Raw genomic sequence first — 24,937 nt, forward strand, 5'->3', positions numbered from 1 at the left:
GCCGTGTCGTCCGGCGGCCCTCGCGTCGAGGCGGCCGTTTTCGTCCAAGCAGCGCCGATCTTTGTCCATGGACGTGATCACCGCCAGGGGGTGAGGGTGGAGCGCATGAGTGAGTTCAGGGTGGGGGACGGGGACTTCCTGCTGGACGGGCGGCCGGTGCGGCTGCTGTCTGGTGCGCTGCACTACTTCCGGGTGCATGAGGCGCAGTGGGGGCATCGGCTGGCGATGCTGCGGGCGATGGGCCTCAACTGCGTGGACACGTATGTGCCGTGGAACCTCCACGAACCGCGCCCCGGCGGGTTCCGGGACGTGGAGCGGCTGGGCCGGTTCCTGGACGCGGTGCGGGAGGCGGGCCTGTGGGCGATCGTGCGGCCGGGGCCGTACATCTGTGCGGAGTGGGAGAACGGGGGGCTGCCGCACTGGGTGACGGGTGCGCTGGGCACGCGTGTGCGGACCCGCGACGAGGGATTTCTGCGCCCGGTGGAGCGCTGGTTCCGGCGGCTGCTGCCTCAGGTGGTGTCCCGGCAGGTCGACCGCGGCGGTCCGGTGCTGCTGGTGCAGGTGGAGAACGAGTACGGCAGTTACGGCTCGGACGCGGGGTACCTGGGCCGGCTGGCCGATCTGCTGCGCTGCGAGGGGGTGACGGTGCCGTTGTTCACCTCGGACGGCCCGGAGGACCACATGCTCACCGGTGGTTCGCTGCCCGGCGTGCTCGCGACGGTGAACTTCGGCTCCCACGCGCGCGCGGCGTTCGAGACGCTGCGCCGGCACCGGGGGTCCGGGCCGCTGATGTGCGCGGAGTTCTGGTGCGGCTGGTTCGACCACTGGGGCGGGGAACATGCGGTACGGGACGCGGCGGACGCCCAGGCGGCACTGCGGGAGATCCTGGAGTGCGGGGGCTCGGTCAATCTGTACATGGCGCACGGGGGCACGAACTTCGGGGGCTGGGCGGGGGCGAACCGGGGCGGCGGCGATCTGCACGACGGTCCGCTGCTGCCGGACGTGACCTCGTACGACTACGACGCTCCGGTCGACGAGGCCGGGTGCGCGACGGACAAGTTCTGGCTCTTTCGCGAGGTCCTGGCCGCGTACGCGGACGGCCCGCTGCCCGATCCGCCTCCTGCGCCCGCGCGGCTGGGTGCCCCGGCCGCGGTGGATCTGACCGGGTGGGCGTCGCTCGGTGCCGTGGTCGACGCCCTCGGGGGCCCGGAGACCTCGTCTCCCGTGCCGCCCACCTTCGAGGAGCTGGATGTCGACCGGGGGGTCGTGCGGTACGAGGTGACGGTGCCGGGGCCGCGGCAGCCGTACCCGCTGTCCGTGCGTGGGCTGCGGGACGTGGCGGTGGTGTACGTGGACGGGGAGCGGGCCGGGACGCTCACCGAGGACGACGACCGTCTCAAGGAGCCCGTCGCCGGGTACGCGCGCGTGGAGCTGTGGGTGGAGTCCCTGGGGAGGGTGAATTACGGTCCCCGGATCGGCGAGCCCAAGGGGATCACCGGGGGGCTGCTGCACGAGCGGCAGTATCTGCACGGGGTACGCGCGCGTGGGCTGCGTCTGGACGCGCTGGACGATGTCACGGGGGTCGCCCTGGGTGCGCTTCCCGGGGACTGCGGCCCGGGCCTGTACCGGGGCACGGTCACGGTCCGGGGTGCCGGGGACGCCTGTCTGGAGCTGCCGGGCTGGACGCGTGGGTTCGTGTGGATCAATGGCTTCAACCTCGGCCGTTACTCGTCGGCGGGTCCTCAGGAGACGCTGTACGTGCCCGGGCCGGTGTTGCGGGAGGGCGTCAACGAGGTGTGGGTGCTGGAGTACGAGGGGGCGTCGGCGGGAGGGGTGGTGCGCGCTCCCGCGCTGAGGGCGCGGTGACCTCGGCGGGCCTGACGGCCGGGGCGGGCCTCGGCGGTTTCGAGGACCGGTAGCGGCCGGCAGCCGCGCCGAACGGACCGGAGAGGTTCCGGCCGCGTGCCCGTACAGTGGAATCGGGTTCAGGGCGTCTTGGGGGTACGGGCGTGGCGAACGACGGACCGGTCGAGCACGGCTATCCGCACCTGGAGACGGTGCGGGACGCCATCACCGCTTTGTACAAACGGTTGTCGTACGACACCGTGCAGACGTTCGCGACCAGCGTGGCCCCCGCCGACGTGGCGTTCTGCGACACCGACGACCTGTATCTGGGGGCGCAGCGGGTGGCCCGCGAGCTGGTGCGGCACTACCGGCTGCCGGACGCGCGGCTGGTCGTGAGCTTCCGGGAGATGCGGCACGCGGCGAACGTCGAACTCACCGCCGGGCCGGAGTACTTCGTCGAGCTGAACGACCGGTTCCGCACCCATCGCCGGGACATCGGCGCGGCCCTCGCGCATGAGGTGATGCACGTCTATCTGCACCGCCTGGACCTGTCGTTCCCCGGCACCCGCGAGAACGAGATCCTCACGGACACGGCGGCGACCTACCTCGGTGCCGGCTGGCTGCTCCTGGACGCGTTCCGTCAGGACGCGGCGTCGTCGCAGAAGCTCGGGTATCTCACGCCGGAGGAGTTCGGTTACGTCCTCGCCAAGCGGGCCCTCGTCTTCGGTGAGGACCCTTCGGTGTGGTTCACCAGCCCGCAGGCCTACACGGCGTATGTGCGGGGCATGGCGCTGGCCCGGCAGGACGAGCAGCAGCCGCCGCTGACGGCGGCGGGGTGGACGGGGCGGCGGCGCTACGCCCGCGACCGGCGCCACGCGCCCGGTCCGCAGCCCGGTGTCCCCTACGCCTTCACCCCCGACGGCGGTGGGCTGCGGGTGTCCTTCCCCTGCCCGACCTGCCATCAGCGGATCCGGGTGCCGGTACGGGGGAGGGTGAGGGCGCGGTGTGCGTTGTGCCGGACGGTGCTGGAGTGCGACACGTAGGGTGCGCGGGCGAGGACGAGTGGTGCGGCCCCGTGGGCTCGGGAACGAGTGGTCGGGAGCGGCGTCCGTTCAAGCCCCGTACACCGCGCCCGGCACCTCCGCCTCGGCCAGCAGTTTCAGCGTCGCCTCGCCCGCCTCTCCGGGGCTCCACCGCGTGCCCTTGTCGGCGGTGGGTCCCGGGCGCCAGCCCTCCATCACCGTGATCCGGCCGCCCTCCGCCTCGAAGACCCGTCCGGTGACCCCGGCGCTCGCCGGGGAGCCCAGCCAGACGACCAGGGGGGAGACGTTCTGGGGGGCCATGGCGTCGAAGCCGGCGTCGGGCGCGGTCATGGTGGCGGCGAAGGTGCGTTCCGTCATCCGGGTCCGGGCCGCGGGGGCGATGGCGTTGACCTGGACGCCGTAGCGGCGCAGCTCGGCCGCGGCCACCAGGGTCAGTCCGATGATCCCGGCCTTCGCGGCGCTGTAGTTTCCCTGCCCCAGCGAGCCCAACAGCCCGGCGCCGCTGCTGGTGTTGACGATCCGCGCCTCGGGTGTGCGTCCCGCCTTGGTCTCGGCGCGCCAGTGTGCGGCGGCGTGTTTCAGGGGCAGGAAGTGGCCCTTCAGATGGACCCGCAGGACGGCGTCCCAGTCGTCCTCGTCGAGGTTGACGAGCATCCGGTCGCGCAGGAAGCCGGCGTTGTTGACGAGGGTGTCGAGACGGCCGTACGTCTGCACGGCGGTCGCCACCAGGGACGCCGCCCCCTCGCTCGCGGCGATGTCGCCGCCGTGCGCGACCGCCTCGCCGCCGGCCGCGCGGATCTCCGCCGCGACCAGCTCGGCCGGGCTGTCGGCGCCGGGGGTGCCGTCGAGTCCGACGCCGAGGTCGTTGACGACGAGGCGGGCGCCCTCGGCGGCGAACGCCAGGGCGTGGGCGCGGCCGAGTCCGCGGCCGGCGCCGGTGACGACGACGACCCGTCCGTCACAGAGTCCGCTCATCTCACGTCTCCTTGTTGACAGTTGCCGCGTCCAGAAAGGCGGGCCGCTCCCCGCCTCCGTGGACGAGCAGGCTCGCCCCGCTGATGTAGGCGGCGGCGTCCGAAGCGAGGAAGACCGCCGCCGCTCCCACGTCCGACGGCTCGGCCAGGCGGCCGAGCGGGACCGTGCGGGAGACGGCCGCGATGCCCGCGTCGTCCCCGTAGTGCAGATGTGACTGCTCGGTGCGGACCATGCCGACGACGAGGGTGTTGACGCGGACGTCCGGCGCCCACTCGACGGCCATCGAGCGGGCGAGGTTCTCGAGCCCCGCCTTGGCCGCGCCGTACGCGGCGGCGCCGGGCGAGGGACGGCCGCCGCTGACGCTGCCGGTCATCACGATCGAACCCCTCGCCCGCTTGAGGAGGTCGTACGCGGCCAGGGACACCGTCAGCGGCGCGAGGAGGTTCAACTCCAGGATCCGGACGTGCCGTTCGGGTTCGGCCTCGGCGAGCAGGCGGTAGGGGGCGCCGCCCGCGTTGTTGACGAGGACGTCGAGGCGGGGCAGTTCGGCGAAGAACCGTCGTACGGCGTCACCGTCCCGTACGTCCAAAGGGGCGAACTCCGTGTTCGGCAGGGGGACTTGTGGTGGTCTGCGCGCACAGACCACGACCTCGGCACCCGCGGCCACGAAGGACCGCGCGATGCCGGCACCGACACCGCGGGTCCCGCCGGTGACGACCACGACCCTCCCGTTCAGCTCCATTCACCGCTACCCTTCACCTAACAAACGTTTGGTGGAAAGGTAGCTGATGCGCCCATGGGTGTCTCCACCTCGTCCCCGGAAAAGGGGCCCGGAAATAGCGGAATCGCCGTCGTCACAGTCGACTTCCCGCCGGTGAACGCACTGCCGGTGGACGGCTGGTTCGCGCTGGCCGACGCCGTGCGCACGGCCGGCCGCGAGCCGGAGGTCCGGTGCGTGGTGCTGGCAGCGGAGGGGCGCGGCTTCAACGCGGGCGTGGACATCAAGGAGATCCAGGCACGTGGGAAGGGCGCGCTGCTCGGCGCCAACTCCGGCTGCGCGGAGGCCTTCGCGGCCGTGTACGAGTGCGAGGTGCCGGTGGTGGCGGCGGTGCAGGGCTTCTGCCTGGGCGGCGGCATCGGTCTCGTGGGCAACGCGGACGCGATCGTGGCGAGCGAGGACGCCGCCTTCGGACTGCCCGAGCTGGACCGGGGAGCGCTGGGTGCGGCCACTCACCTGTCCCGGCTGGTCCCCCAGCACCTGATGCGGGCGCTGTACTACACCTCCCGCACGGCGACCGCGGCCGAGCTGCATGCGCACGGCTCGGTGTGGCGGGTGGTGCCGCGTGAGCAACTGCATTCTGCCGCAATGGAGTTGGCCCGTGAGATCGCCGCGAAGGACGGCAGTCTGCTCCGGCTGGCGAAGGCCGCCATCAACGGCATCGACCCCGTGGACGTGCGGCGCAGCTACCGCTTCGAGCAGGGCTTCACCTTCGAGGCCAACCTCAGCGGCGTGGCCGACCGCGTCCGCGACAACTTCCGGAAGGAAGGTGCGTAGGTGAGCGACAAGACGATGACCGCCGACGAGGCCGTCTCCCGGCTGGCGAGCGGCATGACCCTCGGCATCGGCGGCTGGGGCTCCCGGCGCAAGCCGATGGCCCTGGTCAGAGCGCTGCTCCGGTCGGACATCACCGACCTGACCGTCATCTCGTACGGCGGTCCGGACGTCGGCATGCTGGCCGCCGCCGGACGGATCCGCAAGCTGGTCACCGCGTTCGTCACCCTCGACTCGATCCCTCTCGAGCCGCACTACCGGGCGGCCCGGGAGCGCGGCTCGCTCGACCTGACGGAGATCGACGAGGCGATGTTCCTGTGGGGCCTGCACGCGGCCGCGAACCGGCTGCCCTTCCTGCCGGTGCGGGCCGGGATCGGCTCGGACGTGATGCGGGTCAACCCGGGCCTGCGGACGGTGACTTCGCCGTACGACGACGGGGAGACGTTCGTGGCGATGCCGGCGCTGCGGATGGACGCCGCCCTGGTGCACATGAGCCGCGCGGACCGGCAGGGCAACGGCCAGTACCTCGGCCCGGACCCGTACTTCGACGACCTGTTCTGCGAGGCGGCGGACACCGCGTACATGTCCTGCGAGCGGCTCGTGGACACGGCCGAGCTGACGAAGGAGGCCGCGCCGCAGACCCTGCTGGTCAAACGCCACACGGTCACGGGCGTGGTCGAGGCCCCGAACGGCGCCCACTTCACGTCCTGTGCCCCCGACTACGACCGGGACGAGGCGTTCCAGAAGCGGTACGCGACCACGCCGTGGGCTCAGTTCGCTGCGCGGTTCCTCGACGGGGACGAACAGGCCTATCAGTCGGCCGTCAGGGAGGAGACATGAGCGCCGTCACCCGCGCCGAGTACTGCGTGATCGCCTGCGCGGAGGCCTGGCGGGACGCGGGCGAGATCCTGGCGAGTCCCATGGGCGTGATCCCGTCCGTCGGCGCCCGGCTGGCCCGCCGCACCTTCGCGCCGGACCTGCTGCTGACCGACGGCGAGGCGATGCTCGTCGGCCCGGACGGCACCGTCGAGGGCTGGCTGCCGTACCGGCAGCACCTCACCCTGGTCGCCGGCGGACGCCGGCACGTGATGATGGGCGCAAGCCAGATCGACCGGTACGGCAACCAGAACATCTCCTGCATCGGCGACTGGGCGAGGCCGAAGCGGCAGCTGCTGGGGGTGCGGGGAGCCTCGGTCAACACCCTGAACAATCCGACCAGTTACTGGGTGCCCAGGCACTCCCGGCGGGTCTTCGTCGAGCGCGTCGACATGGTGTGCGGGGTGGGGTACGACCGCGCCGCCGAGCATCCGGGGACGGCCCGCTTCCACCGCGTCCCGCGGGTCGTCTCCGACCTCGGTGTCTTCGACTTCGCCACCCCCGACCACTCGATGCGGCTGGCCTCGCTGCACCCCGGCGTCACCGTGGACCAGGTCAGGGAGGCGACCGGCTTCGAACCGGCCGTCCCGGACGAGGTGCCGTACACCCGTGAACCGACGCCCGAGGAGCTGGCGTTGATCCGCGAGGTGATCGATCCGGCGGGTGCCCGCACTCGTGAGGTACCGGACCGGGAGGACGGCTGATGGAGACCGCACTGACCCGGCTGGTCGGCGTCCGGTATCCGATCGTGCAGACCGGGATGGGCTGGGTGGCGGGCCCCCGCCTGGTCGCGGCGACGGCCGGCGCGGGGGCACTGGGGATCCTGGCGTCCGCGACGATGACCCTCGACCAGTTGCGGGAGGCGATCCGCGAGGTGGCGGCCCGCACGGACGCGCCCTTCGGGGTCAACCTCCGGGCCGACGCGGCCGACGCCGGCGACCGGGTGCGGATCATGATCGAGGAGGGGGTGCGGGTCGCGTCCTTCGCCCTCGCTCCGTCTGCCGAGCTGATCGCCGAACTGAAGGGGGCGGGGGTCGTCGTCATCCCCTCCGTCGGCGCCCGGCGGCATGCCGAGAAGGTCGCCGGGTGGGGCGCGGACGCGGTGATCGTGCAGGGCGGCGAGGGCGGCGGACACACCGGGGACGTGGCGACGACGGTGCTGCTGCCGCAGGTGGTCGACGCGGTCGGGATACCGGTCGTGGCGGCGGGCGGCTTCTTCGACGGGCGGGGCCTGGTCGCGGCGCTGGCCTACGGTGCGGCCGGGGTGGCCATGGGCACCCGCTTCCTGCTGACCTCGGACTCGACGGTGCCGGACGCGGTGAAGGCGCGGTATCTGGCGGCGACGGTGCGGGACGTGACGGTGACGCGGGCGGTGGACGGTCTGCCGCACCGGATGCTGCGCACGGAACTGGTCGACGCCCTGGAGTCCTCCGGCCGCACACGCACGCTGCTGCACTCCGTGCGCCGGGCAGCGGGCTTCCGCAGGCTGTCCGGGCTCACCTGGCGGCAGCTGATCCGCGACGGCCTCGCCATGAAGCACGGCAAGGACCTGACCTGGAGCCAGGTGCTGCTCGCCGCGAACACGCCGATGCTGCTGAAGTCGGCGATGGTGGACGGCCGTACGGATCTCGGTGTCATGGCGTCCGGGCAGGTCGCCGGGGTGATCGACGACCTGCCGTCGTGCGCGGAGCTGGTGGAACGGATCATGAAGGAGGCTCAGGAGGTACGGGAGCGGCTGAGAACCGCTCCCTGAGCTCACACCCTCTCGATGATCGTCACGTTCGCCTGTCCGCCGCCCTCGCACATCGTCTGGAGGCCGAACCGGCCGCCGGTGCGCTCCAGTTCGTGCAGCAGGGTCGTCATGAGCTTGACGCCCGTCGCGCCCAGGGGATGCCCGAGAGCGATCGCACCACCGTTGACGTTGACCTTCTCCGGATCCGCGCCCGTCTCCTTCAGCCAGGCCAGCACGACCGGCGCGAAGGCCTCGTTGATCTCGACGAGGTCGATGTCGTCGATCGACAGGCCGGTCTTCTTCAGGGCGTGGGCGGTGGCCGGTATCGGCGCGGTCAGCATGCGGATCGGGTCCTCGCCGCGCACGGACAGATGGTGCACGCGCGCGCGGGGCCGCAGCCCGTGTTCACGCACCGCCCGCTCCGAGGCGAGCAGCATGGCCGCCGACCCGTCGGAGACCTGCGAGGAACAGGCCGCGGTGACGGTGCCGCCGTCGATGACCGGCTTGAGCCCGGCCATCTTCTCCAGCGAGGTGTCCCGGCGCGGCCCCTCGTCGACGCCGACCTGGCCGTACGCCGCGATCTCCCGCTCGAACCGCCCCTCGTCGACCGCCCTCAGCGCCCGCCGGTGCGAGCGCAGCGCGAACTCCTCCTGGTCCTGCCTGCTGATCCCCCACTTCGCGGCGATCATCTCGGCGCCCGCGAACTGGTTCACCGGCCGGTCCCCGTACCGCGCCCGCCAGCCCTCGCTGCCCGCGAACGGGCCCTGGGTGAAGCCGAGCGGCTCGGCGGCCTGCCGGGTGGCGAAGGCGATCGGGATCTGCGACATGTTCTGCACGCCGCCCGCGACCACCAGGTCCTGCGTCCCGGACAGCACGCCCTGCGCGGCGAAGTGCACGGCCTGCTGCGAGGATCCGCACTGCCGGTCCACCGTCACCCCCGGCACCTCCTCGGGCAGCCCGGCCGCCAGCCAGCAGGTCCGCGCGATGTCCCCGGCCTGCGGCCCCACGGCGTCGAGGCAGCCGAACACGACGTCCTCCACGGCGGCCGGGTCCACGTCGGCCCGCGCGACCAGCTCCTTGAGCACATGCGCTCCCAGGTCGGCCGGGTGGACCCCGCTCAGTCCTCCCCCGCGCCGCCCGACAGGCGTACGGACCGCTTCGACGATGTAGGCCTCGGCCATGACAACTCCCTCACAGGAAAGGGCATACGAAAGGGCTATGCGCGTACGGCGATCCCGTCCAGCACCATCGACAGGTACTGCCGGGCGATCTCCTCCGGGCTGTGCTGTCCGCCGGGCCGGTACCAGGACGCGGCGACCCACACGGTGTCGCGCACGAACCGGTAGGTGAGGCGGACGTCGAGGTCGGACCGGAACACCTCGGCGGCGACCCCGCGCTCCAGCGTGGACAGCCACGCCTTCTCGAACCGGCGCTGCGACTCGGCGAGGAACGCGAACCGTTCCTGCGCGACGAGCTGTTTGCTCTCCTTCTGGTAGATCGCGACGGCGGCGCGATGCCGGTCGATCTCCCGGAACGACTCGGTGACGAGGGCTTCGAGGGTTTCGCGCGGGCCGAACTCGGCGCCCAGGACGGTGCCGTAGCCGTCCCAGAGCTCGTCGAGGAAGGTCCGCAGGATCTCCTCCAGCATCGATTCCTTGGAGTCGAAGTGGTAGTAGAGGCTGCCCGCGAGCATGCCCGCGTGGTCCGCGATCTTGCGTACGGTGGTGGCGTTGTAGCCCTGGTCGGCGAAGACCTCGGCGGCGGTGTCGAGGAGTTCGCGGCGGCGGGCCCGAGGGGCGGCGGGCGCGGGTTTCCTGACGGCGGTCACCTGGGGCTTCTTCTTGGTCGGCACGGGTCCATTGTGGTCGCCCCCGCTCGTCAGGCGTGCTGACTGCTGACGGAGACGACCTCTCCGGTCAGGTACGAGGAGTAGCCCGACGCCAGGAACACGATCACGTTGGCCACCTCCCAGGGTTCGGCGTGCCGCCCAAAGGCCTCGCGCTGCGTCAGCTCCGCCAGCAGTTCGGGAGAGGTCACCTTCACCAGGTGGGGATGCATGGCGAGGCTGGGCGAGACGGCGTTGACGCGCACCCCGAACTCGGCCGCCTCGATGGCCGCGCACCGGGTCAGTGCCATCACGCCCGCCTTCGCGGCGGCGTAGTGCGCCTGTCCCGCCTGGGCGCGCCAGCCGACGACGGAGGCATTGTTGACGATCACGCCGCCGGTGTCCCTCATCCGCCGAAGGGCGGCCCTCGTGCATCGGAACGTGCCGTTCAGCGTCACGTCCAGGACGCGCGACCACTGTTCGTCGGTCATGTCGACGAGGGCGGACGTGCCGCCGAGGCCGGCGTTGTTGACGACCACGTCCAGTCGTCCGTGCTCTCGCAGTGCCTCGTCGAACAGTTCCCGCACCTGGCCCTCGTCGGTCACGTCGCACGGCATCGCGGACACCTGTTCCGCGCCGAACTCGTCGGCCAGCCGGGCCTGGTACTCCTTCAGCCGCCGCGCGTGGGCGTCGCTGAGCAGCACCCGCGCCCCCTCCTCCAGGAAGCGGCGGGCACTCGCGCCGCCGATCCCGGCGCCCGCGGCGGCCGTGATGACGGCGGTCCGTCCGCTCAGCAGCCCGTGCCCGGGCACGTACTCCGGAGTCTCGACGCCTGTCATGGGGCCACGCTAACCTACCAAACACTTGTTAGGGAAGTGCCGTCGAAGGGCTGCCGCCGATGGATCTCGCCTTCACGCAGGAAGAAGAGGCCTTCAGGGCCGAGGCCCGCACCTGGCTGAAGGCCCATGTGCCGCCCGCTCCCCTGCCCTCCCTGGAGACGGAGGAGGGCTTCGCCGCGCACCGCGTGTGGGAGGCCGAACTCGCCGCGGACCGCTGGTCGGTGGTCGACTGGCCGACGGTCTACGGCGGGCGGGACGCGGGCCTGGTCCGCTGGCTGCTCTTCGAGGAGGAGTACTACGCGGCGGGCGCGCCGGGCCGGGTCGGCCAGAACGGGGTCAGCCTGCTCGCGCCGACCCTCTTCGACCACGGCACGGAGGACCAACGCGCGCGCGTGCTGCCGCCCATGGCCACCGGCGAGGTGGTCTGGGCGCAGGCCTGGTCGGAGCCGGAGGCGGGTTCGGATCTGGCGTCGCTGCGGTCGAGAGCCGTCCGCACCGCCGGAGGCTGGCTGCTGTCCGGACAGAAGACCTGGTCCTCGCGGGCGGCGTTCGCCGACCGCGCGTTCGGCCTGTTCCGCAGCGACCCGCAGCCGGCCAAGCCGCACCAGGGACTGACCTACGTGATGTTCGACCTGCGGGCGCCCGGCGTCACCGTCCGCCCCATCCGCCGCCTCGACGGCAGACCCGCCTTCGCCGAACTGTTCCTGGACGAGGTGTTCGTGCCGGACGAGGACGTGATCGGCGAACCCGGTCAGGGGTGGCGGGTGGCGATGTCCACGGCGGGCAACGAGCGCGGGCTCACGCTGCGCTCCCCCGGCCGCTTCCTGGCGGGCGCCGGCCGGCTGTGCGCGCTGTGGCGGGCCCAGGGCAGCCCGGACGCCGTGCGGCATCGCGTGGCCGACGCCCTGATCGGCGCCCGCGCCTACCAGCTCTTCACGTACGCGGCCGCCTCCCGGCACCTCGACGGAGCGGTCCTCGGCCCGGAGTCCAGCCTCAACAAGGTGTTCTGGTCGGAGTACGACATCGCGCTCACCGAGACGGCCCTCGACATCCTGGACGCGGCGGGCGAGCCGGCCGACACGGAGTGGGCCGAGCGGTATGTGTTCGCTCTCGCCGGCCCCATCTACGCGGGCACGAACGAGATCCAGCGCGACATCATCGCCGAACGCCTGCTGGGCCTGCCGAAGGGACGCCGGTGATGCGGTTCCTCCCGACCACCGAACAACGTGCCTTCGCCGACTCCCTGACCGCCCTGCTGACGGCCGCCGACACCCCGTCCGTCGTACGGGACTGGAGTCGCGGCGACCGGACGGGCGGACGCGCGCTGTGGTCCCGTCTCGCCGAGGCGGGCGTCTTCGCCCTGGCGGTCCCGGAGGCGTACGAGGGGATGGGATCGCGGCCCGTCGAACTCGCCGTCGCCTTCGTGGAGTTGGGGCGGCACGCGGTGCCGGGGCCGGTGGTGGAGACGGTGACGGCGGCGACGCTGCTCGCGGCGCTGGACGACCCGGGCCCGGCCGAACGCCTGCTGCCCGCGCTGGCCTCGGGCAAGTCGGCGGCCACGGTGACCCGGGGCGGGTACGCGCTGGACGCGGACGCCGCGGACGTACGACTGAGGGTGTCGGGACCGGAGAGCGCGGCGGCACCGGCCCGAGCGGCGGAGTCCGCCGCCGAGCTGCGTCTGGCCCCCGCGCCGGGCCTGCCGCGTCCCTCCCTCGACCCCGCCCGCCGGCTCTTCCCCCTCCCGCCCGGCGGGGAGCTCCTCGCCGCGGGCCCGCAGGTCACCGCGGCCGTGGCGCACGCCCTGCGGATCGCCCGGCTCACCACGGCCGCCCAGGCCCTCGGTGTCGGCCTCGCGCTCCTCGACAGGACCGTCGCGTACGTCAGACAGCGCACCCAGTTCGGTGTCCCCATAGGCTCGTTCCAGGCCGTCAAACACCAGCTGGCGGACGCCAAGATCGCCCTGGAGTTCGCGCGGCCCCTCGTCCTCGGTGCCGCGCTGACCATGACCGGGCAGGACATCGCCGCCGCGAAGGTCACGGCGTGCGAGGCGGCGTACGCCACCGCCCGTACGGCTCTCCAACTGCACGGCGCGATCGGCTACACCGCGGAGTACGACCTGTCGCTGTGGCTGACCAAGGCCCGCGCCCTGCGCACCGCCTGGGGAAGCCCCGACGAGTGCCGGGCCGCCGTCCTCGGCAGCGGCGATCGCCCTCAGTGGTGGTGATCGCCGCTCGTGACCTCCCGGTACTCCTCCACCGTCGGCTTGTCGATCCGCGTCTCCGCACCGAACATCGCCCGCGCCAGCCGGGCCCGCACCCGCTGGGAGACCTTGACCTGCCGTCGTACCCCGCCCGCGTCCACGAGCGGACCGATCTCGTACGCCGGTTCCTGCTCGTGCTGGGTGAGGGTGAACAGCTGTCCCTGCGAAAGAGGTTCGTGGATCTCGACGTACTCGCCGTGCGGCAGCCGCTTGATGGTGCCGGTCTCCCTGCCGTGCAGCACCTTGGCCCGGTCCCGGCGCTGCAGACCGAGACAGACGCGCTGGGTGACGACGTAGGCGAGCACCGGCACCACGAACACCGACACCCGTACGAACCAGGTGATCGCGTTGATGGACAGATGCAGATGGGTGGCCACGATGTCGTTGCCGCCGCCGATCAGCAGCACCGCGTACAGGCTCAGCCAGGCCACTCCCAGGCCGGTGCGCACGGGCACGTTGCGCGGCCGGTCCAGGATGTGGTGCTCGCGTCTGTCGCCGGTGACCCATGCCTCGATGAACGGGTACAGGCCGATGGCGAGCAGGATCAGCGGAAACAGGGAGAAGGGGATGAAGACGCCCAGTTGAAGGGTGTGGCCCCAGGCGTTGATCTCCCATCCCGGCATCACCCGGATCAGTCCCTCGGAGAAGCCCAGATACCAGTCGGGCTGGGCACCCGTGGTCACCAGGTCCGGGCGGTACGGCCCGAAGGCCCACACGGGGTTGACGCTGGCGACGCCGCCCATGATCGTCAGAACGCCGAAGACCAGGAAGAAGAAGCCGCCGGCCTTGGCCATGTAGACCGGCAGGAAGGGCATGCCGACCACGGACTTCTCGTTGCGGCCGGGCCCCGGGTACTGCGTGTGCTTGTGGTAGAAGACCAGGATCAGATGGGCGACCACCAGGCCCAGCATGATCCCCGGCAGCAGCAGCACATGGATCGGGAAGAACCTCGGAATGATGTCGTGCCCCGGGAACTCCCCGCCGAAGAGGAAGAAGGACAGATACGTTCCGACGATCGGGACGGACAGGATGGCGCCCTGCGCGAAACGGACGCCGGTGCCGGACAGCAGGTCGTCGGGGAGCGAGTAGCCGGTCAGGCCGGTCAGGATGCCGAGGAACAGCAGCGTCCAGCCGAACATCCAGTTCAGCTCGCGGGGCTTGCGGAACGCGCCGGTGAAGAACACCCGCATCATGTGCACGAGCATGCCGGTGACGAAGACCAGCGCCGCCCAGTGGTGGATCTGCCGGATCAGCAGCCCGCCGCGCACGTCGAAGCTGATGTCGAGCGTCGACTCGTACGCACGGGTCATGATGACGCCGTTGAGGGGCTCGTACGAGCCGTTGTAGACGACCTCGACACCGCTCGGTTCGAAGAACAGCGTGAGGTAGATCCCGGTGAGGATCAGGACGAGGAAGCTGTAGAGGCAGACCTCGCCGAGCATGAAGGACCAGTGGTCCGGAAAGACCTTGCGCATGTTGGCCTTCGCCAACGCGTATAACCCGAGCCGTCCGTCGGCCCAGTCGGCGACTTTCTCCCCCTTGCCGGGAGCCTCCCCGCGCGCCGTGCCGGCCCGCCCCGCTCCCCCGTTCACCGATCGTGCGCCGTCCATCCTCGTCGCCTCCCCGTCGGATCAACCCCAGGGTTACACGACAGTACGGCCAAGCCAACGGGGCGGCCAGTCAGGTGGGCCGGACGATTCCCTGCTCCCGCGCCGCCCTCAGCCACTGCGGGAACTCGCCCAGAAGACGGTCGTACAACTCGGCGTCGGACATCCGCCGGGGGTCGGCTCCGGCGTGGAAGAACCCGGCGTTGTCGATGACCCTCCGGTCCGGCACCGCCAGGTCGTCGAGTCGGCGCAGGAAGTCGAACTGGCGGCTGCCCGGATCCCCGAAGCCGATGAACTGCCAGAACAGCGGCAGCCGTGCCGCCCGGCACACGTACTGTTCGGCAACGGACCTGCTGCTGGGCCCGCCGTCGGTCTGGAAGACCACGAACGCGGGGTCCTTCGAACCGCTGTCCAGATGGTGGTCGATGACGGCGTCCATCGCCACGTGGTAGTTCGTCCGCCCCATGTGCCCGAGGCCGGCCGCCAGCCGCTCGACGCACCCCCGGTGGTCGGCCAGGGAGATGTCCGCGACGACGTCGATGTCCGTGGAGAAGAACACCACCGGCACGGTTCCGTCGTCGTCGAGGTGCGCCGACAGCCCCAGCACCCGCTCCGCGAGCGCCTGCACGCTGCCGTTCTTGTAGTAGCGCCGCATGGACCCGGAGTGGTCGACGACCAGGTAGACCGCGGCCCGCAGCCCGTCCAGGCCGTGCCGCTCCAGTGCCGCCCCGGCGCTCTTGTACAGGCTGACCAACGCGGGCGCCGTCTCCGTCACCTTGCGCAGACTGATCGCGGACATCGGAAGTCCCCCTCGCTCACCGAACCGTCCGCCGACGCTACGGCACCGCGCGACCGTACGCTTGGGCACCATGAAACGTGCCGGTCTGCTTCTGCTCGCCGCCGTGCCCCTCGTGGTCGCGGCGACGGTCTACGCCACGACGGCGATCCCCTTGGACGGGGACGCCGGGGGCGACGGGGACGGCGGAGCGCGGGCGAGCACGAGGCCGACGGCCGCTGCCCGTACACCGGCCGTGGCCGCGCCGACCGCCCGTACGCCGGCCGTGGCCGCACCGGCCGTGGGTACGCCGACCGCCCGTAAGCCGGCCGCGCGTACGTCGGCCGCCCGGCCCGCGAGCCTGGCCGACCCCGGCAAGAAGGAACTGGCCCAGCGGTTGGTGGCCAGCGCCGAGAACTCCACCCTCGACTGGCGCGCCGCCTATGCCTACATCGAGGACATCGGTGACGGACAGGGCTACACGGCCGGCCTCATCGGCTTCTGCACGGGCACCCACGATCTGCTCACCCTCGTGCAGACCTATACCGACAAGCACCCCGGCAACGGCCTCGCCCGCTACCTCCCCGCCCTGCGTGACGTCGACGGCACGGACTCCCACGACGGTCTGGACCCCGGCTTCACCGCGGCCTGGAAGGCGGAGGCCGCACGTCCCGCGTTCCGCAAGGCCCAGGACGCCGAACGCGACCGGGTCTTCTTCGACCCCGCGGTCCGCCGCGCCGAGCAGGACGGTCTGGGTGTCCTCGGCCAGTTCGTCTACTACGACGCGCTCGTCTACCACGGCCCGGGCAGCGACCCCACCAGCTTCGACGGCATCCGCGCCGCGGCCGTGCGCCGCGCGGCCACCCCCGCCCGGGGCGGCTCCGAGAAGGCCTACATCGAGGCCTTCCTCGACGTCCGTCGCGCCGCCATGGACACCCTGCACCCCGGCACGGACACCAGCCGCGTCGACACCGAACAGCGCCGCTTCCTGGACGAGGGCAACCTGCAGCTCACCACCCCGCTGGAGTGGAAGGTGTACGGGCAGACGTACAGGGTGGCGTAGGCCCTGTAGCGCTGTAGCCCTGTCCGCCTAGGAGGCGCCCCACCTCTCCCGCAGCACCCGCTCCGCCGGCTTGCCGTGCGGTGTGTAGGCCAGCGCGGCCGGGGTCTCCCCGCTGTCCGGCCAGTCGTCCCACATCCACCAGCACACCCCGGCCCACCACGGGCGGTCGGTGAAGGTGTCCAGCAACGCCCGGTAGGCGGCGGCCTGTTCGGCGTCGCCGGTGCGACTGCTGATGTCCCAGGCGTACGGCGCGGGCGTGGAGCCGTGCTGGCTGACGTATCCCGCCTCGGTGAACAGGATGCGCCGGTCGTGGCGTCGGGAGAACGCGGCCAGTTCCTCGCTGATCGGTTTCCAGGCGCGGCGCAGCCGTGCGGTGTCGTCGGTGGGTCTGCCGGACAGTGGCCAGTAGGCGTCGATGCCGATGAGGTCGAGCTCCTTCCAGAAGCCGATCCTCGTGTACTCGTCGTAGTTGGCCGCGTAGGTCAGAGGGCCGTCGTAGTGCCGGCGGACGGTGTCGACGACCCGGGTCCACGCCTCGCGATCGCCGGAGACCCCGGCGAGTTCGGTGCCCACCGCGAACTGCTCGGCGCCCGTGTCGGCGGCGAGGTCGGCGTAGTGGGTGATGAAGCGGCGGTAGGAGGTGAACCAGGCGGCGCGGGCACGAGGGCGGATCCCGGCGCGATCGCCGTCGCCGGGCAGGTCCACGTGCGGCTTGAACATCACCTTGAGGCCGGCCGTGTGGGCACGGCGCGCGATCCTCCTCAGGCTCGCGTCGCTCGCGGTCTCCTCGGTGGGACGCATTAAGGAGTCGGTGCGCCGGTGCTGGTACCAGGTCGGGGTGAGGGTGACCCAGCGTGCCCCGGTCGCCCTGATGTCCCGCAGATACCGGCCGGCGGCGGGGCTGTCGTAGTCGGTGCGGTACCAGGAGGGCAGGGTGATGCCCCGCATGGTCCCCGTCGGCTCCTTCCCGCGGGAGGAGCCGGTGGCTGTGCACCCTCCGGCGGCGAGGAGGACCGCCACCGCGGCAGCGGCGACGGTCCTCCTCCGCGCGACCGGTGCTCTCACAGGCTCGTCGGGCTGACGAAGGTGTAGCCCAGGGCCTTGATGCCGTCGATCGTGTCCTTGAGGGGCTGGGTCGGGTAGTACGGGTGTTGAAGTGCTCTCCCGGCTGGAGCCGGGAGATTCCTGCTTACCTTGCGGCAGCGGGCTTGACGCGCTTGGCGCGCCTGACGACTGCCCTCCCGGCAGCCGGGACGAGCGCGAGGCCCATCCGGTACAGATGCAGGACGTTGCGGGCTGCGTTGTGGTCGGCGTTGCCCGACCATCCGCAGTCCGGGTTCTTGCACACGAACACGGCCTGGGACTCCCGGCTGCCGGGCGTGGTGCAGCCGCACGCCGAGCAGCGCCGGGAGGTGCCGGGGGCGGGGACCTTGACCACGGTGCCGCCGAGCTGTGCGGTCTTGTACGTCAGCATGGTGACCGTCCGGCCCCACGCCTCCCCACTGATGGAGCGGTTCAGCCCGGATTTCCGGGCCACGTTCTTCCCCGGCTCTTCGATCGTTCCCTTGGCGGACTTGACCATGTTCGTGATGGTGAGTGCTTCGACCACGACCGTGCCGTACGTGCGGGCGATGGCGGTGGTCGTCCGGTGCTGCCAGTCCAGGGCCCGGCACTTGGCTTTCGCGCGCAGTCCTGCGATCTGGTCGTAGGTGCGGTGCAGCCGGCGGCTGGTGCGCTCGCCTGGCCTGCACGTTCACTTGGTTTTCGTCACCAAGTTCAGGCGGAATGCGTTCACGGACGCCATGCTGACCCGCACCGAAGAGATCATGCGGGAGGTCTGCGCCGACTTCGAAGCCGAGCTGAAGCAGTTCAACGGAGAACAGGACCACGTGCACCTGCTCGTGCACTACCCGCCCAAGCGCGACCCCGCCTATCCGGGCGGGCAGCGCTTCCTGGCGACCGGGCGGACGACGTACCCGGTGGGTGGCTGGTACGACGTGCGGGTCGAGCAGCGGGGGCGGTGCTGTCGGTGTCGGTGGGCGGGACGCCGCTGGTGACGTTCACGGACGCCGAACGGCCTTACCACCGGGGCCGGGTGGGCGCGTACTCGGAGGACGCGACGGTGGAGTTCGAGGGCCTGGAGGCGAGTTCGGGCTGAGGGCCGGAAAAGCCGACGGCGCCTGCCCCTCGTCCGGTCGGGGACTGAGGGGCAGGCGCCGTCTCGGGGGGTCCGGGGGCGTACCCCCGGATATCCCGCCCGTACGCCTTTGTACGGGACGTCTGTCGATCCTGCGGATCAGACCATCAGCGAGCGGTCCGTCGGGCGGATCGGGGCGTGCAGCTCGCTGCCACCCGTCAGGAAGCGGTCGACCCCGCGGGCGGCCGAGCGGCCCTCCGCGATGGCCCACACGATGAGGGACTGGCCGCGGCCGGCGTCACCGGCGACGTACACGCCCGGCACGTTGGTCTGGAAGTCGGCGTCGCGGGCGACGTTGCCACGCTCGTCGAGGTCCAGGCCGAACTGGTCGACCAGGCCGTTGTCGCGGTCGGTGCCCGTGAAGCCCATCGCGAGGGTGACCAGCTGGGCGGGGATCTTGCGCTCCGTGCCCGGCTTCTGGGTCAGCTTGCCCTCGACGAACTCGACCTCGGTGAGGTGCAGCCACTGGACGTTGCCGTCCTCGTCGCCCTCGAAGTGGGTGGTGGAGACGGAGTAGACCCGCTCGCCGCCCTCCTCGTGCGCGGACGTGACCTTGTACAGCATCGGGAAGGTCGGCCAGGGCTGGGAGACCGGGTTCCGGTCGTCGTTCGGGCGGGGCATGATCTCCAGCTGCGTGACCGAGGCCGCACCCTGGCGGTGGGCGGTGCCCACGCAGTCGGCGCCGGTGTCGCCACCGCCGATGACCACGACGTGCTTGCCCTCGGCGGAGATGGGGGGCGCCACGAAGTCGCCCTCCTGCACCTTGTTGGACAGCGGCAGGTACTCCATGGCCTGGTAGATGCCCTGGAGTTCACGGCCGGGGACCGGGAGGTCACGCGCGGTGGTCGCGCCGGCGGCGATGACGACCGCGTCGTACCGCTTCTTCAGGTCGCTCGCCTTGAGGTCGCGGCCGATCTCGATGCCGGTGCGGAAGCGGGTGCCCTCCGCGCGCATCTGCTCGATACGGCGGTTGATGTGCCGCTTCTCCATCTTGAACTCGGGGATGCCGTACCGGAGGAGGCCTCCGATGCGGTCCGCGCGCTCATAGACGGCGACGGTGTGGCCGGCCCGGGTGAGCTGCTGGGCGGCGGCGAGTCCGGCGGGGCCGGAGCCGATGACCGCGACGGTCTTGCCGGACAGCCGCTCCGGGATCTGCGGGGCGACGTCACCGGTCTCCCACGCCTTGTCGATGATCGAGACCTCGACGTTCTTGATGGTGACGGCCGGCTGGTTGATGCCGAGCACACACGCCGACTCGCAGGGCGCGGGGCACAGCCGGCCCGTGAACTCCGGGAAGTTGTTCGTCGCGTGCAGACGCTCGGAGGCGGCCGCCCAGTCCTCGCGGTAGGCGTAGTCGTTCCACTCGGGGATCAGGTTCCCCAGCGGACAGCCGTTGTGGCAGAACGGGATGCCGCAGTCCATGCAGCGGCTGGCCTGCTTGCTGATGATCGGCAGCAGGGAGCCGGGGACGTAGACCTCGTTCCAGTCCTTCGTGCGCTCTTCGACGGGGCGGGTCTTGGCGACCTCACGGCCGTGGTTCAAAAAGCCCTTCGGGTCAGCCATTGATCGCCGCCTCCATCATCTTCTCGGTGATCTCGGTCTCGGTGAGACCCGCTCGCTCGGCGGCGTCCTTGGCGGCGAGCACTGCCTTGTACGTACTGGGGATGATCTTGCTGAAGCGCTCCACGGACACGGTCCACTCGGCGAGCAGCTTCTCGGCGACCGTCGAGCCGGTCTCCTCGGCGTGCCGGCGCACCACGTCGTGCAGCCACTGCTTGTCGGTGTCGTCCAGCGCCTCGACCGCGTCGACGTTGCCCACGTTGACGTTGTCGCGGTTCAGGTCGATGACGTACGCGACGCCACCGGACATGCCGGCCGCGAAGTTGCGGCCCGTCTCGCCCAGGACGACCGCGTGACCGCCGGTCATGTACTCGCAGCCGTGGTCGCCCACGCCCTCGGAGACGACCGTCGCGCCGGAGTTGCGGACGCAGAACCGCTCGCCCGACCGGCCGCGCAGGAACAGCTCGCCGCCGGTCGCGCCGTACGCGATGGTGTTGCCCGCGATCGTCGAGAACTCGGCGAGGTGGTCGGCGCCCCGGTCGGGACGGACGATCACCCGGCCGCCGGAGAGGCCCTTGCCGACGTAGTCGTTGGCGTCGCCCTCCAGGCGCAGCGTGACACCGCGCGGCAGGAAGGCGCCGAAGGACTGGCCGGCGCTGCCGGTGAAGGTGATGTCGATGGTGTCCTCGGGCAGGCCCGCACCGCCGAACTTCTTCGTCACCTCGTGGCCGAGCATGGTGCCGACCGTGCGGTTGATGTTGCGGATGGCGACCTGGGCGCGCACCGGCTGGGCGTCGGTCGCGGAGTCCGCGGCGAGGGCGTCGGCGGCGAGCTTGATCAGCTCGTTGTCGAGCGCCTTCTCCAGGCCGTGGTCCTGCTCGATCACCCGGTGCAGTGCGGAGCCGTCGGACAGCTCGGGCACGTAGAAGAGCGGAGCCAGGTCCAGGCCCTGCGCCTTCCAGTGGTTGACCGCGCGGGTCACGTCGAGCGTCTCGGCGTGACCGACGGCCTCCTCGATGGACCGGAAGCCCAGCTCGGCGAGGATCTCGCGGACCTCCTCGGCGATGAACTGGAAGAAGTTCACGATGTATTCGGCCTTGCCGGTGAACCGGTCCCGCAGGGTCGGGTTCTGGGTGGCGATGCCGACGGGGCAGGTGTCCAGGTGGCAGACGCGCATCATGACGCAGCCGGAGACGACGAGCGGCGCGGTCGCGAAACCGAACTCCTCGGCGCCGAGCAGCGCGGCGATCACGACGTCGCGGCCGGTCTTCAGCTGGCCGTCGGTCTGCACGACGATGCGGTCGCGCAGGCCGTTGAGCAGCAGGGTCTGCTGGGTCTCGGCGAGACCGAGCTCCCAGGGGCCGCCCGCGTGCTTCAGCGAGGTCAGCGGGGAGGCGCCGGTACCGCCGTCGTGGCCGGAGATGAGCACCACGTCCGCGTGTGCCTTCGACACACCCGCCGCGACCGTGCCGACGCCGACCTCGGAGACCAGCTTCACGTGGATCCGCGCCTGCGGGTTCGCGTTCTTCAGGTCGTGGATCAGCTGGGCCAGGTCTTCGATGGAGTAGATGTCGTGGTGCGGCGGCGGGGAGATGAGGCCCACGCCCGGCGTCGAGTGACGCGTCTTGGCGACCCACGGGTACACCTTGTGGCCGGGCAGCTGGCCGCCCTCGCCGGGCTTGGCGCCCTGGGCCATCTTGATCTGGATGTCGTCCGCGTTGACCAGGTACTCGGAGGTCACACCGAAGCGGCCGGAGGCGACCTGCTTGATGCTGGACCGGCGCGCGGGGTCGTACAGCCGGTCGGCGTCCTCGCCGCCCTCACCGGTGTTGGACTTGCCGCCCAGCTGGTTCATGGCGATGGCGAGCGTCTCGTGGGCTTCCTTGGAGATGGAGCCGTACGACATGGCGCCGGTGGAGAAACGCTTGACGATCTCGGACGCCGGCTCGACCTCGTCGATGGAGATCGGCTGACGGTCCCCGGCCTTGAAGCCGAACATGCCGCGCAGCGTCATCAGACGCTCGGACTGCTCGTTCACGCGCTCGGTGTACTTCTTGAAGATGTCGTACCGGCCGCTGCGCGTCGAGTGCTGGAGGCGGAAGACCGACTCCGGGTCGAACAGGTGCGGCTCGCCCTCGCGGCGCCACTGGTACTCGCCGCCTATGTCGAGGGCACGGTGGGCGGGCGCGATGCCGCTGGCCGGGTACGCCTTCGCGTGGCGGGCGGCGACCTCCTTGGCGATGACGTCGATGCCGACGCCGCCGATCTTGGTGGCCGTGCCGCTGAAGTACTTGGTGACGAACTGCTCGTCCAGACCGACCGCTTCGAAGACCTGGGCGCCCCGGTAGGAGGCGACCGTCGAGATGCCCATCTTGGACATGACCTTCAGAACACCCTTGCCGAGGGCGTAGATCAGGTTGCGGATGGCCTTCTCGGCCTCGATGTCCGACAGGAAGGTGCCGGCGCGGACCAGGTCCTCGACCGACTCCATGGCCAGGTACGGGTTCACGGCGGCGGCGCCGAAGCCGATGAGCAGGGCGACGTGGTGGACCTCGCGGACGTCACCGGCCTCGACCAGCAGGCCCACCTGGGTGCGCTGCTTGGTGCGGATGAGGTGGTGGTGGACGGCCGCGGTGAGCAGCAGCGACGGGATCGGCGCGTGCTCGGCGTCCGAGTGGCGGTCCGAGAGGACGATCAGGCGGGCGCCGTTCTCGATGGCGGCGTCGGCCTCGGAGCAGATCTCCTCGATGCGCGCGGCCAGGGCGTCGCCGCCGCCGGAGACGCGGAAGAGACCGGAGAGGGTCGCGGCCTTCATGCCCGGCATGTCGCCGTCGGCGTTGATGTGTATGAGCTTGGCCAGCTCGTCGTTGTCGATCACCGGGAAGGGCAGGACGACGCTGCGACAGGACGCGGCGCTCGTCTCCAGCAGGTTGCCCTGGGGGCCCAGCGACGAGCGCAGGGAGGTGACGAGCTCCTCGCGGATCGCGTCCAGCGGCGGGTTGGTGACCTGCGCGAACAGCTGGGTGAAGTAGTCGAAGAGCAGCCGCGGGCGCTCGGACAGCGCGGCGATCGGCGAGTCCGTGCCCATCGAACCGATCGGCTCGGCACCGGCCTTGGCCATCGGCGCCAGGATGACGCGCAGCTCCTCCTCGGTGTAACCGAAGGTCTGCTGGCGGCGGGTGACGGAGGCGTGCGTGTGCACGATGTGCTCACGCTCGGGCAGGTCGGACAGCTCGATCTCGCCGGCCTCCAGCCACTCGGCGTAGGGCGCCTCGGTGGCGAGCTGGGCCTTGATCTCGTCGTCCTCGATGATGCGGTGCTCGACCGTGTCGACGAGGAACATGCGGCCGGGCTGCAGCCGGCCCTTGCGGACGACCTTCGCGGGGTCGATGTCGAGGACGCCGACCTCGGAGCCGAGGACGACCAGGCCGTCGTCGGTGACCCAGTAGCGGCCGGGGCGCAGTCCGTTGCGGTCGAGGACCGCGCCGACCTGCTTGCCGTCGGTGAAGGTGACGCAGGCCGGGCCGTCCCAGGGCTCCATCAGGTTGGAGTGGAACTGGTAGAAGGCGCGCCGGGCCGGGTCCATGGAGTCGTGGTTCTCCCACGCCTCCGGGATCATCATCAGCACGGAGTGCGGCAGGGAACGGCCGCCCAGGTGCAGGAGTTCGAGGACCTCGTCGAAGGACGCCGAGTCGGAGGCCTCGGGCGTGCAGATCGGGAAGACCCGGTCGAGGGCCTTCTGGTCCGCTCCGAACAGGTCGGAGACCAGCTGGGACTCGCGGGCGGCCATCCAGTTGCGGTTGCCCTTGACGGTGTTGATCTCGCCGTTGTGCGCGACGAACCGGTACGGGTGGGCCAGCGGCCAGCTCGGGAAGGTGTTCGTCGAGAACCGCGAGTGGACCAGCGCGATCGCGGAGGCGAAGCGGCGGTCGGACAGGTCCGGGAAGAAGGGCTCCAGCTGGCCGGTGGTCAGCATGCCCTTGTAGACGATCGTCCGCGCGGACAGCGAGGGGAAGTAGACGCCGACCTCGCGTTCGGCGCGCTTGCGCAGCACGAACGCCGTGCGGTCGAGGGCGATGTCCGTCGAGGAACCGTCGGTCACGAAGATCTGCCGGAAGGCGGGCATCGTGGAACGGGCGGTGGCGCCGAGGAGCCCGGGCGCGACCGGCACCTCACGCCAGCCGAGAACCGTCAGGCCCTCGTCCGCGGCGATCGTCTCGATCTGTGAGACAGCGTCCTCGGTGCCGTCCTCCGGCAGGAAGGCGATGCCTACGGCGTACGCACCGGCCGCGGGCAGCTCGAACTCGGTCACCTCGCGGAAGAAGGCGTCCGGCACCTGGGACAGAATGCCCGCGCCGTCGCCCGAGTCGGGCTCGGAGCCGGTGGCGCCCCGGTGCTCAAGGTTGCGCAGAACCGTGAGCGCCTGCTCGACCAGCGCATGGCTCGCCTCGCCGGTGAGGGTGGCCACGAAGCCGACGCCGCAGGCGTCGTGCTCGTTGCGGGGGTCGTACATACCCTGCGCAGCAGGGCGAGCATCCATGAACGACCAGTTCTGGCCATTCGTGGAGTGCTGGGACGGCTGGCGCGGCGTACGCATCGGCTCTCCCGTCGTCGTCATGTGGCATATGCAGATTGCCGAGGGACGACGTTGGCCCTCTGCGTGAGTGCAAAATTTCGTGCAGGTTACATGATGGAGCGGTTCTCGGGAACCGGATGCTCCGTTCCAACATGCGGACGCCACGCGGGTGCGAGGGGGTGTCGCGCACATGGCTTGAAGTATGTGGGGAC

At 71.1% G+C, this 24,937-nt stretch carries 19 protein-coding genes and 2 pseudogenes; 10 read left to right on the forward strand and 11 right to left on the reverse strand.

Features of this window, described 5'->3' with window-relative positions:
* The first annotated feature begins 105 nt into the window (after positions 1-105).
* Positions 106-1,866 carry a glycoside hydrolase family 35 protein gene (locus OHA64_RS12165; protein WP_405612050.1) on the forward strand — a complete coding sequence of 587 codons (1,761 nt, stop codon included), beginning with the start codon at positions 106-108 and terminating at the stop codon, positions 1,864-1,866.
* A gap of 143 nt (positions 1,867-2,009) precedes the next feature.
* On the forward strand, positions 2,010-2,888 hold the full coding sequence (locus OHA64_RS12170; RefSeq protein ID WP_405612052.1) for a hypothetical protein: 879 nt from the start codon (positions 2,010-2,012) through the stop codon (positions 2,886-2,888).
* A 69-nt stretch (positions 2,889-2,957) separates the two neighbouring features.
* Here the strand turns inward: OHA64_RS12170 and OHA64_RS12175 are convergent, their stop codons facing one another.
* Positions 2,958-3,863: an SDR family oxidoreductase gene (locus OHA64_RS12175; RefSeq protein ID WP_405612054.1), complete on the reverse strand. Its 906-nt coding sequence runs from the start codon at positions 3,861-3,863 to the stop codon at positions 2,958-2,960.
* Position 3,864: 1 nt separating this feature from the next.
* On the reverse strand, positions 3,865-4,605 hold the full coding sequence (locus tag OHA64_RS12180) for an SDR family oxidoreductase (RefSeq protein ID WP_405612056.1): 741 nt from the start codon (positions 4,603-4,605) through the stop codon (positions 3,865-3,867).
* Positions 4,606-4,659: 54 nt separating this feature from the next.
* On the opposite strand from OHA64_RS12180, the gene OHA64_RS12185 reads away from it, so the two are divergent.
* Genes OHA64_RS12185 through OHA64_RS12200 form a run of 4 tightly spaced genes read left to right on the forward strand, consistent with a single transcriptional unit; the run spans position 4,660 to position 8,044 of the window.
* A complete protein-coding gene (locus OHA64_RS12185) occupies positions 4,660-5,418 on the forward strand; it encodes an enoyl-CoA hydratase family protein (protein WP_405612058.1) in 759 nt (252 codons plus the stop codon).
* The gene (locus OHA64_RS12190; protein WP_405612060.1) at positions 5,419-6,255 is read left to right on the forward strand and encodes a CoA transferase subunit A; all 837 of its coding nucleotides are present in this window, start codon (positions 5,419-5,421) and stop codon (positions 6,253-6,255) included.
* A complete protein-coding gene (locus OHA64_RS12195) occupies positions 6,252-6,995 on the forward strand; it encodes a CoA-transferase subunit beta (protein ID WP_405612062.1) in 744 nt (247 codons plus the stop codon). The genes OHA64_RS12190 and OHA64_RS12195 overlap by 4 nt, the downstream gene beginning before the upstream one ends.
* Positions 6,995-8,044 carry an NAD(P)H-dependent flavin oxidoreductase gene (locus OHA64_RS12200; RefSeq protein ID WP_405612064.1) on the forward strand — a complete coding sequence of 350 codons (1,050 nt, stop codon included), beginning with the start codon at positions 6,995-6,997 and terminating at the stop codon, positions 8,042-8,044. Before OHA64_RS12195 ends, OHA64_RS12200 begins: the two co-directional genes overlap by 1 nt.
* 2 nt (positions 8,045-8,046) lie before the next feature.
* On the opposite strand, the gene OHA64_RS12205 is transcribed toward OHA64_RS12200, so the two are convergent.
* Genes OHA64_RS12205 through OHA64_RS12215 form a run of 3 tightly spaced genes read right to left on the reverse strand, consistent with a single transcriptional unit; the run spans position 8,047 to position 10,687 of the window.
* Positions 8,047-9,204: an acetyl-CoA C-acetyltransferase gene (locus OHA64_RS12205; protein WP_405612066.1), complete on the reverse strand. Its 1,158-nt coding sequence runs from the start codon at positions 9,202-9,204 to the stop codon at positions 8,047-8,049.
* Between the two features lie 35 nt (positions 9,205-9,239).
* Positions 9,240-9,875 (reverse strand): TetR/AcrR family transcriptional regulator, encoded by a 636-nt coding sequence (locus tag OHA64_RS12210; protein ID WP_405612068.1) that lies wholly within the window; start codon positions 9,873-9,875, stop codon positions 9,240-9,242.
* Between the two features lie 26 nt (positions 9,876-9,901).
* Positions 9,902-10,687: an SDR family oxidoreductase gene (locus OHA64_RS12215; protein ID WP_405612070.1), complete on the reverse strand. Its 786-nt coding sequence runs from the start codon at positions 10,685-10,687 to the stop codon at positions 9,902-9,904.
* A gap of 59 nt (positions 10,688-10,746) precedes the next feature.
* Here OHA64_RS12215 and OHA64_RS12220 point away from each other — a divergent pair, with 59 nt between their 5' ends.
* Positions 10,747-11,886: an acyl-CoA dehydrogenase family protein gene (locus OHA64_RS12220; protein WP_405612072.1), complete on the forward strand. Its 1,140-nt coding sequence runs from the start codon at positions 10,747-10,749 to the stop codon at positions 11,884-11,886.
* A complete protein-coding gene (locus tag OHA64_RS12225) occupies positions 11,886-12,911 on the forward strand; it encodes an acyl-CoA dehydrogenase family protein (protein WP_405612074.1) in 1,026 nt (341 codons plus the stop codon). Before OHA64_RS12220 ends, OHA64_RS12225 begins: the two co-directional genes overlap by 1 nt.
* Here the strand turns inward: OHA64_RS12225 and OHA64_RS12230 are convergent.
* Together OHA64_RS12230 and OHA64_RS12235 are read right to left on the reverse strand one after the other, a co-directional pair.
* Positions 12,899-14,557: a cytochrome bc complex cytochrome b subunit gene (locus OHA64_RS12230; RefSeq protein ID WP_405612076.1), complete on the reverse strand. Its 1,659-nt coding sequence runs from the start codon at positions 14,555-14,557 to the stop codon at positions 12,899-12,901. The two genes, OHA64_RS12225 and OHA64_RS12230, sit on opposite strands and share 13 nt — an antisense overlap.
* Before the next feature lie 70 nt (positions 14,558-14,627).
* Positions 14,628-15,353, reverse strand: a complete 726-nt coding sequence (locus OHA64_RS12235; RefSeq protein WP_405612078.1) for a vWA domain-containing protein — start codon at positions 15,351-15,353, stop codon at positions 14,628-14,630.
* Between the two features lie 70 nt (positions 15,354-15,423).
* On the opposite strand from OHA64_RS12235, the gene OHA64_RS12240 reads away from it, so the two are divergent.
* Positions 15,424-16,392, forward strand: a complete 969-nt coding sequence (locus OHA64_RS12240) for a chitosanase (RefSeq protein ID WP_405612080.1) — start codon at positions 15,424-15,426, stop codon at positions 16,390-16,392.
* A 27-nt stretch (positions 16,393-16,419) separates the two neighbouring features.
* On the opposite strand, the gene OHA64_RS12245 is transcribed toward OHA64_RS12240, so the two are convergent.
* Both OHA64_RS12245 and OHA64_RS12250 read right to left on the reverse strand, forming a co-directional pair.
* Entirely contained in the window at positions 16,420-17,340 is a 921-nt protein-coding gene (locus OHA64_RS12245; RefSeq protein WP_405612082.1) for a glycoside hydrolase family 113, read from the reverse strand.
* 241 nt (positions 17,341-17,581) lie between these two features.
* Positions 17,582-18,139, reverse strand: a pseudogene (locus OHA64_RS12250) (RNA-guided endonuclease InsQ/TnpB family protein); the annotation flags it as partial.
* Here OHA64_RS12250 and tnpA point away from each other — a divergent pair.
* Positions 18,102-18,311: pseudogene (gene tnpA, locus OHA64_RS12255) on the forward strand (IS200/IS605 family transposase); the annotation flags it as partial. The pseudogenes OHA64_RS12250 and tnpA sit on opposite strands and share 38 nt — an antisense overlap.
* Positions 18,312-18,688: 377 nt before the next feature.
* On the opposite strand, the gene OHA64_RS12260 reads toward tnpA, so the two are convergent.
* Entirely contained in the window at positions 18,689-20,152 is a 1,464-nt protein-coding gene (locus OHA64_RS12260; RefSeq protein WP_405612084.1) for a glutamate synthase subunit beta, read from the reverse strand.
* On the reverse strand, positions 20,145-24,746 hold the full coding sequence (gene gltB / locus OHA64_RS12265) for a glutamate synthase large subunit (RefSeq protein ID WP_405623950.1): 4,602 nt from the start codon (positions 24,744-24,746) through the stop codon (positions 20,145-20,147). The genes OHA64_RS12260 and gltB overlap by 8 nt, the downstream gene beginning before the upstream one ends.
* Positions 24,747-24,937 lie beyond the last annotated feature (191 nt).

The organism is Streptomyces sp. NBC_00076 (assembly GCF_045041235.1).
GTDB lineage: Bacteria > Actinomycetota > Actinomycetes > Streptomycetales > Streptomycetaceae > Streptomyces.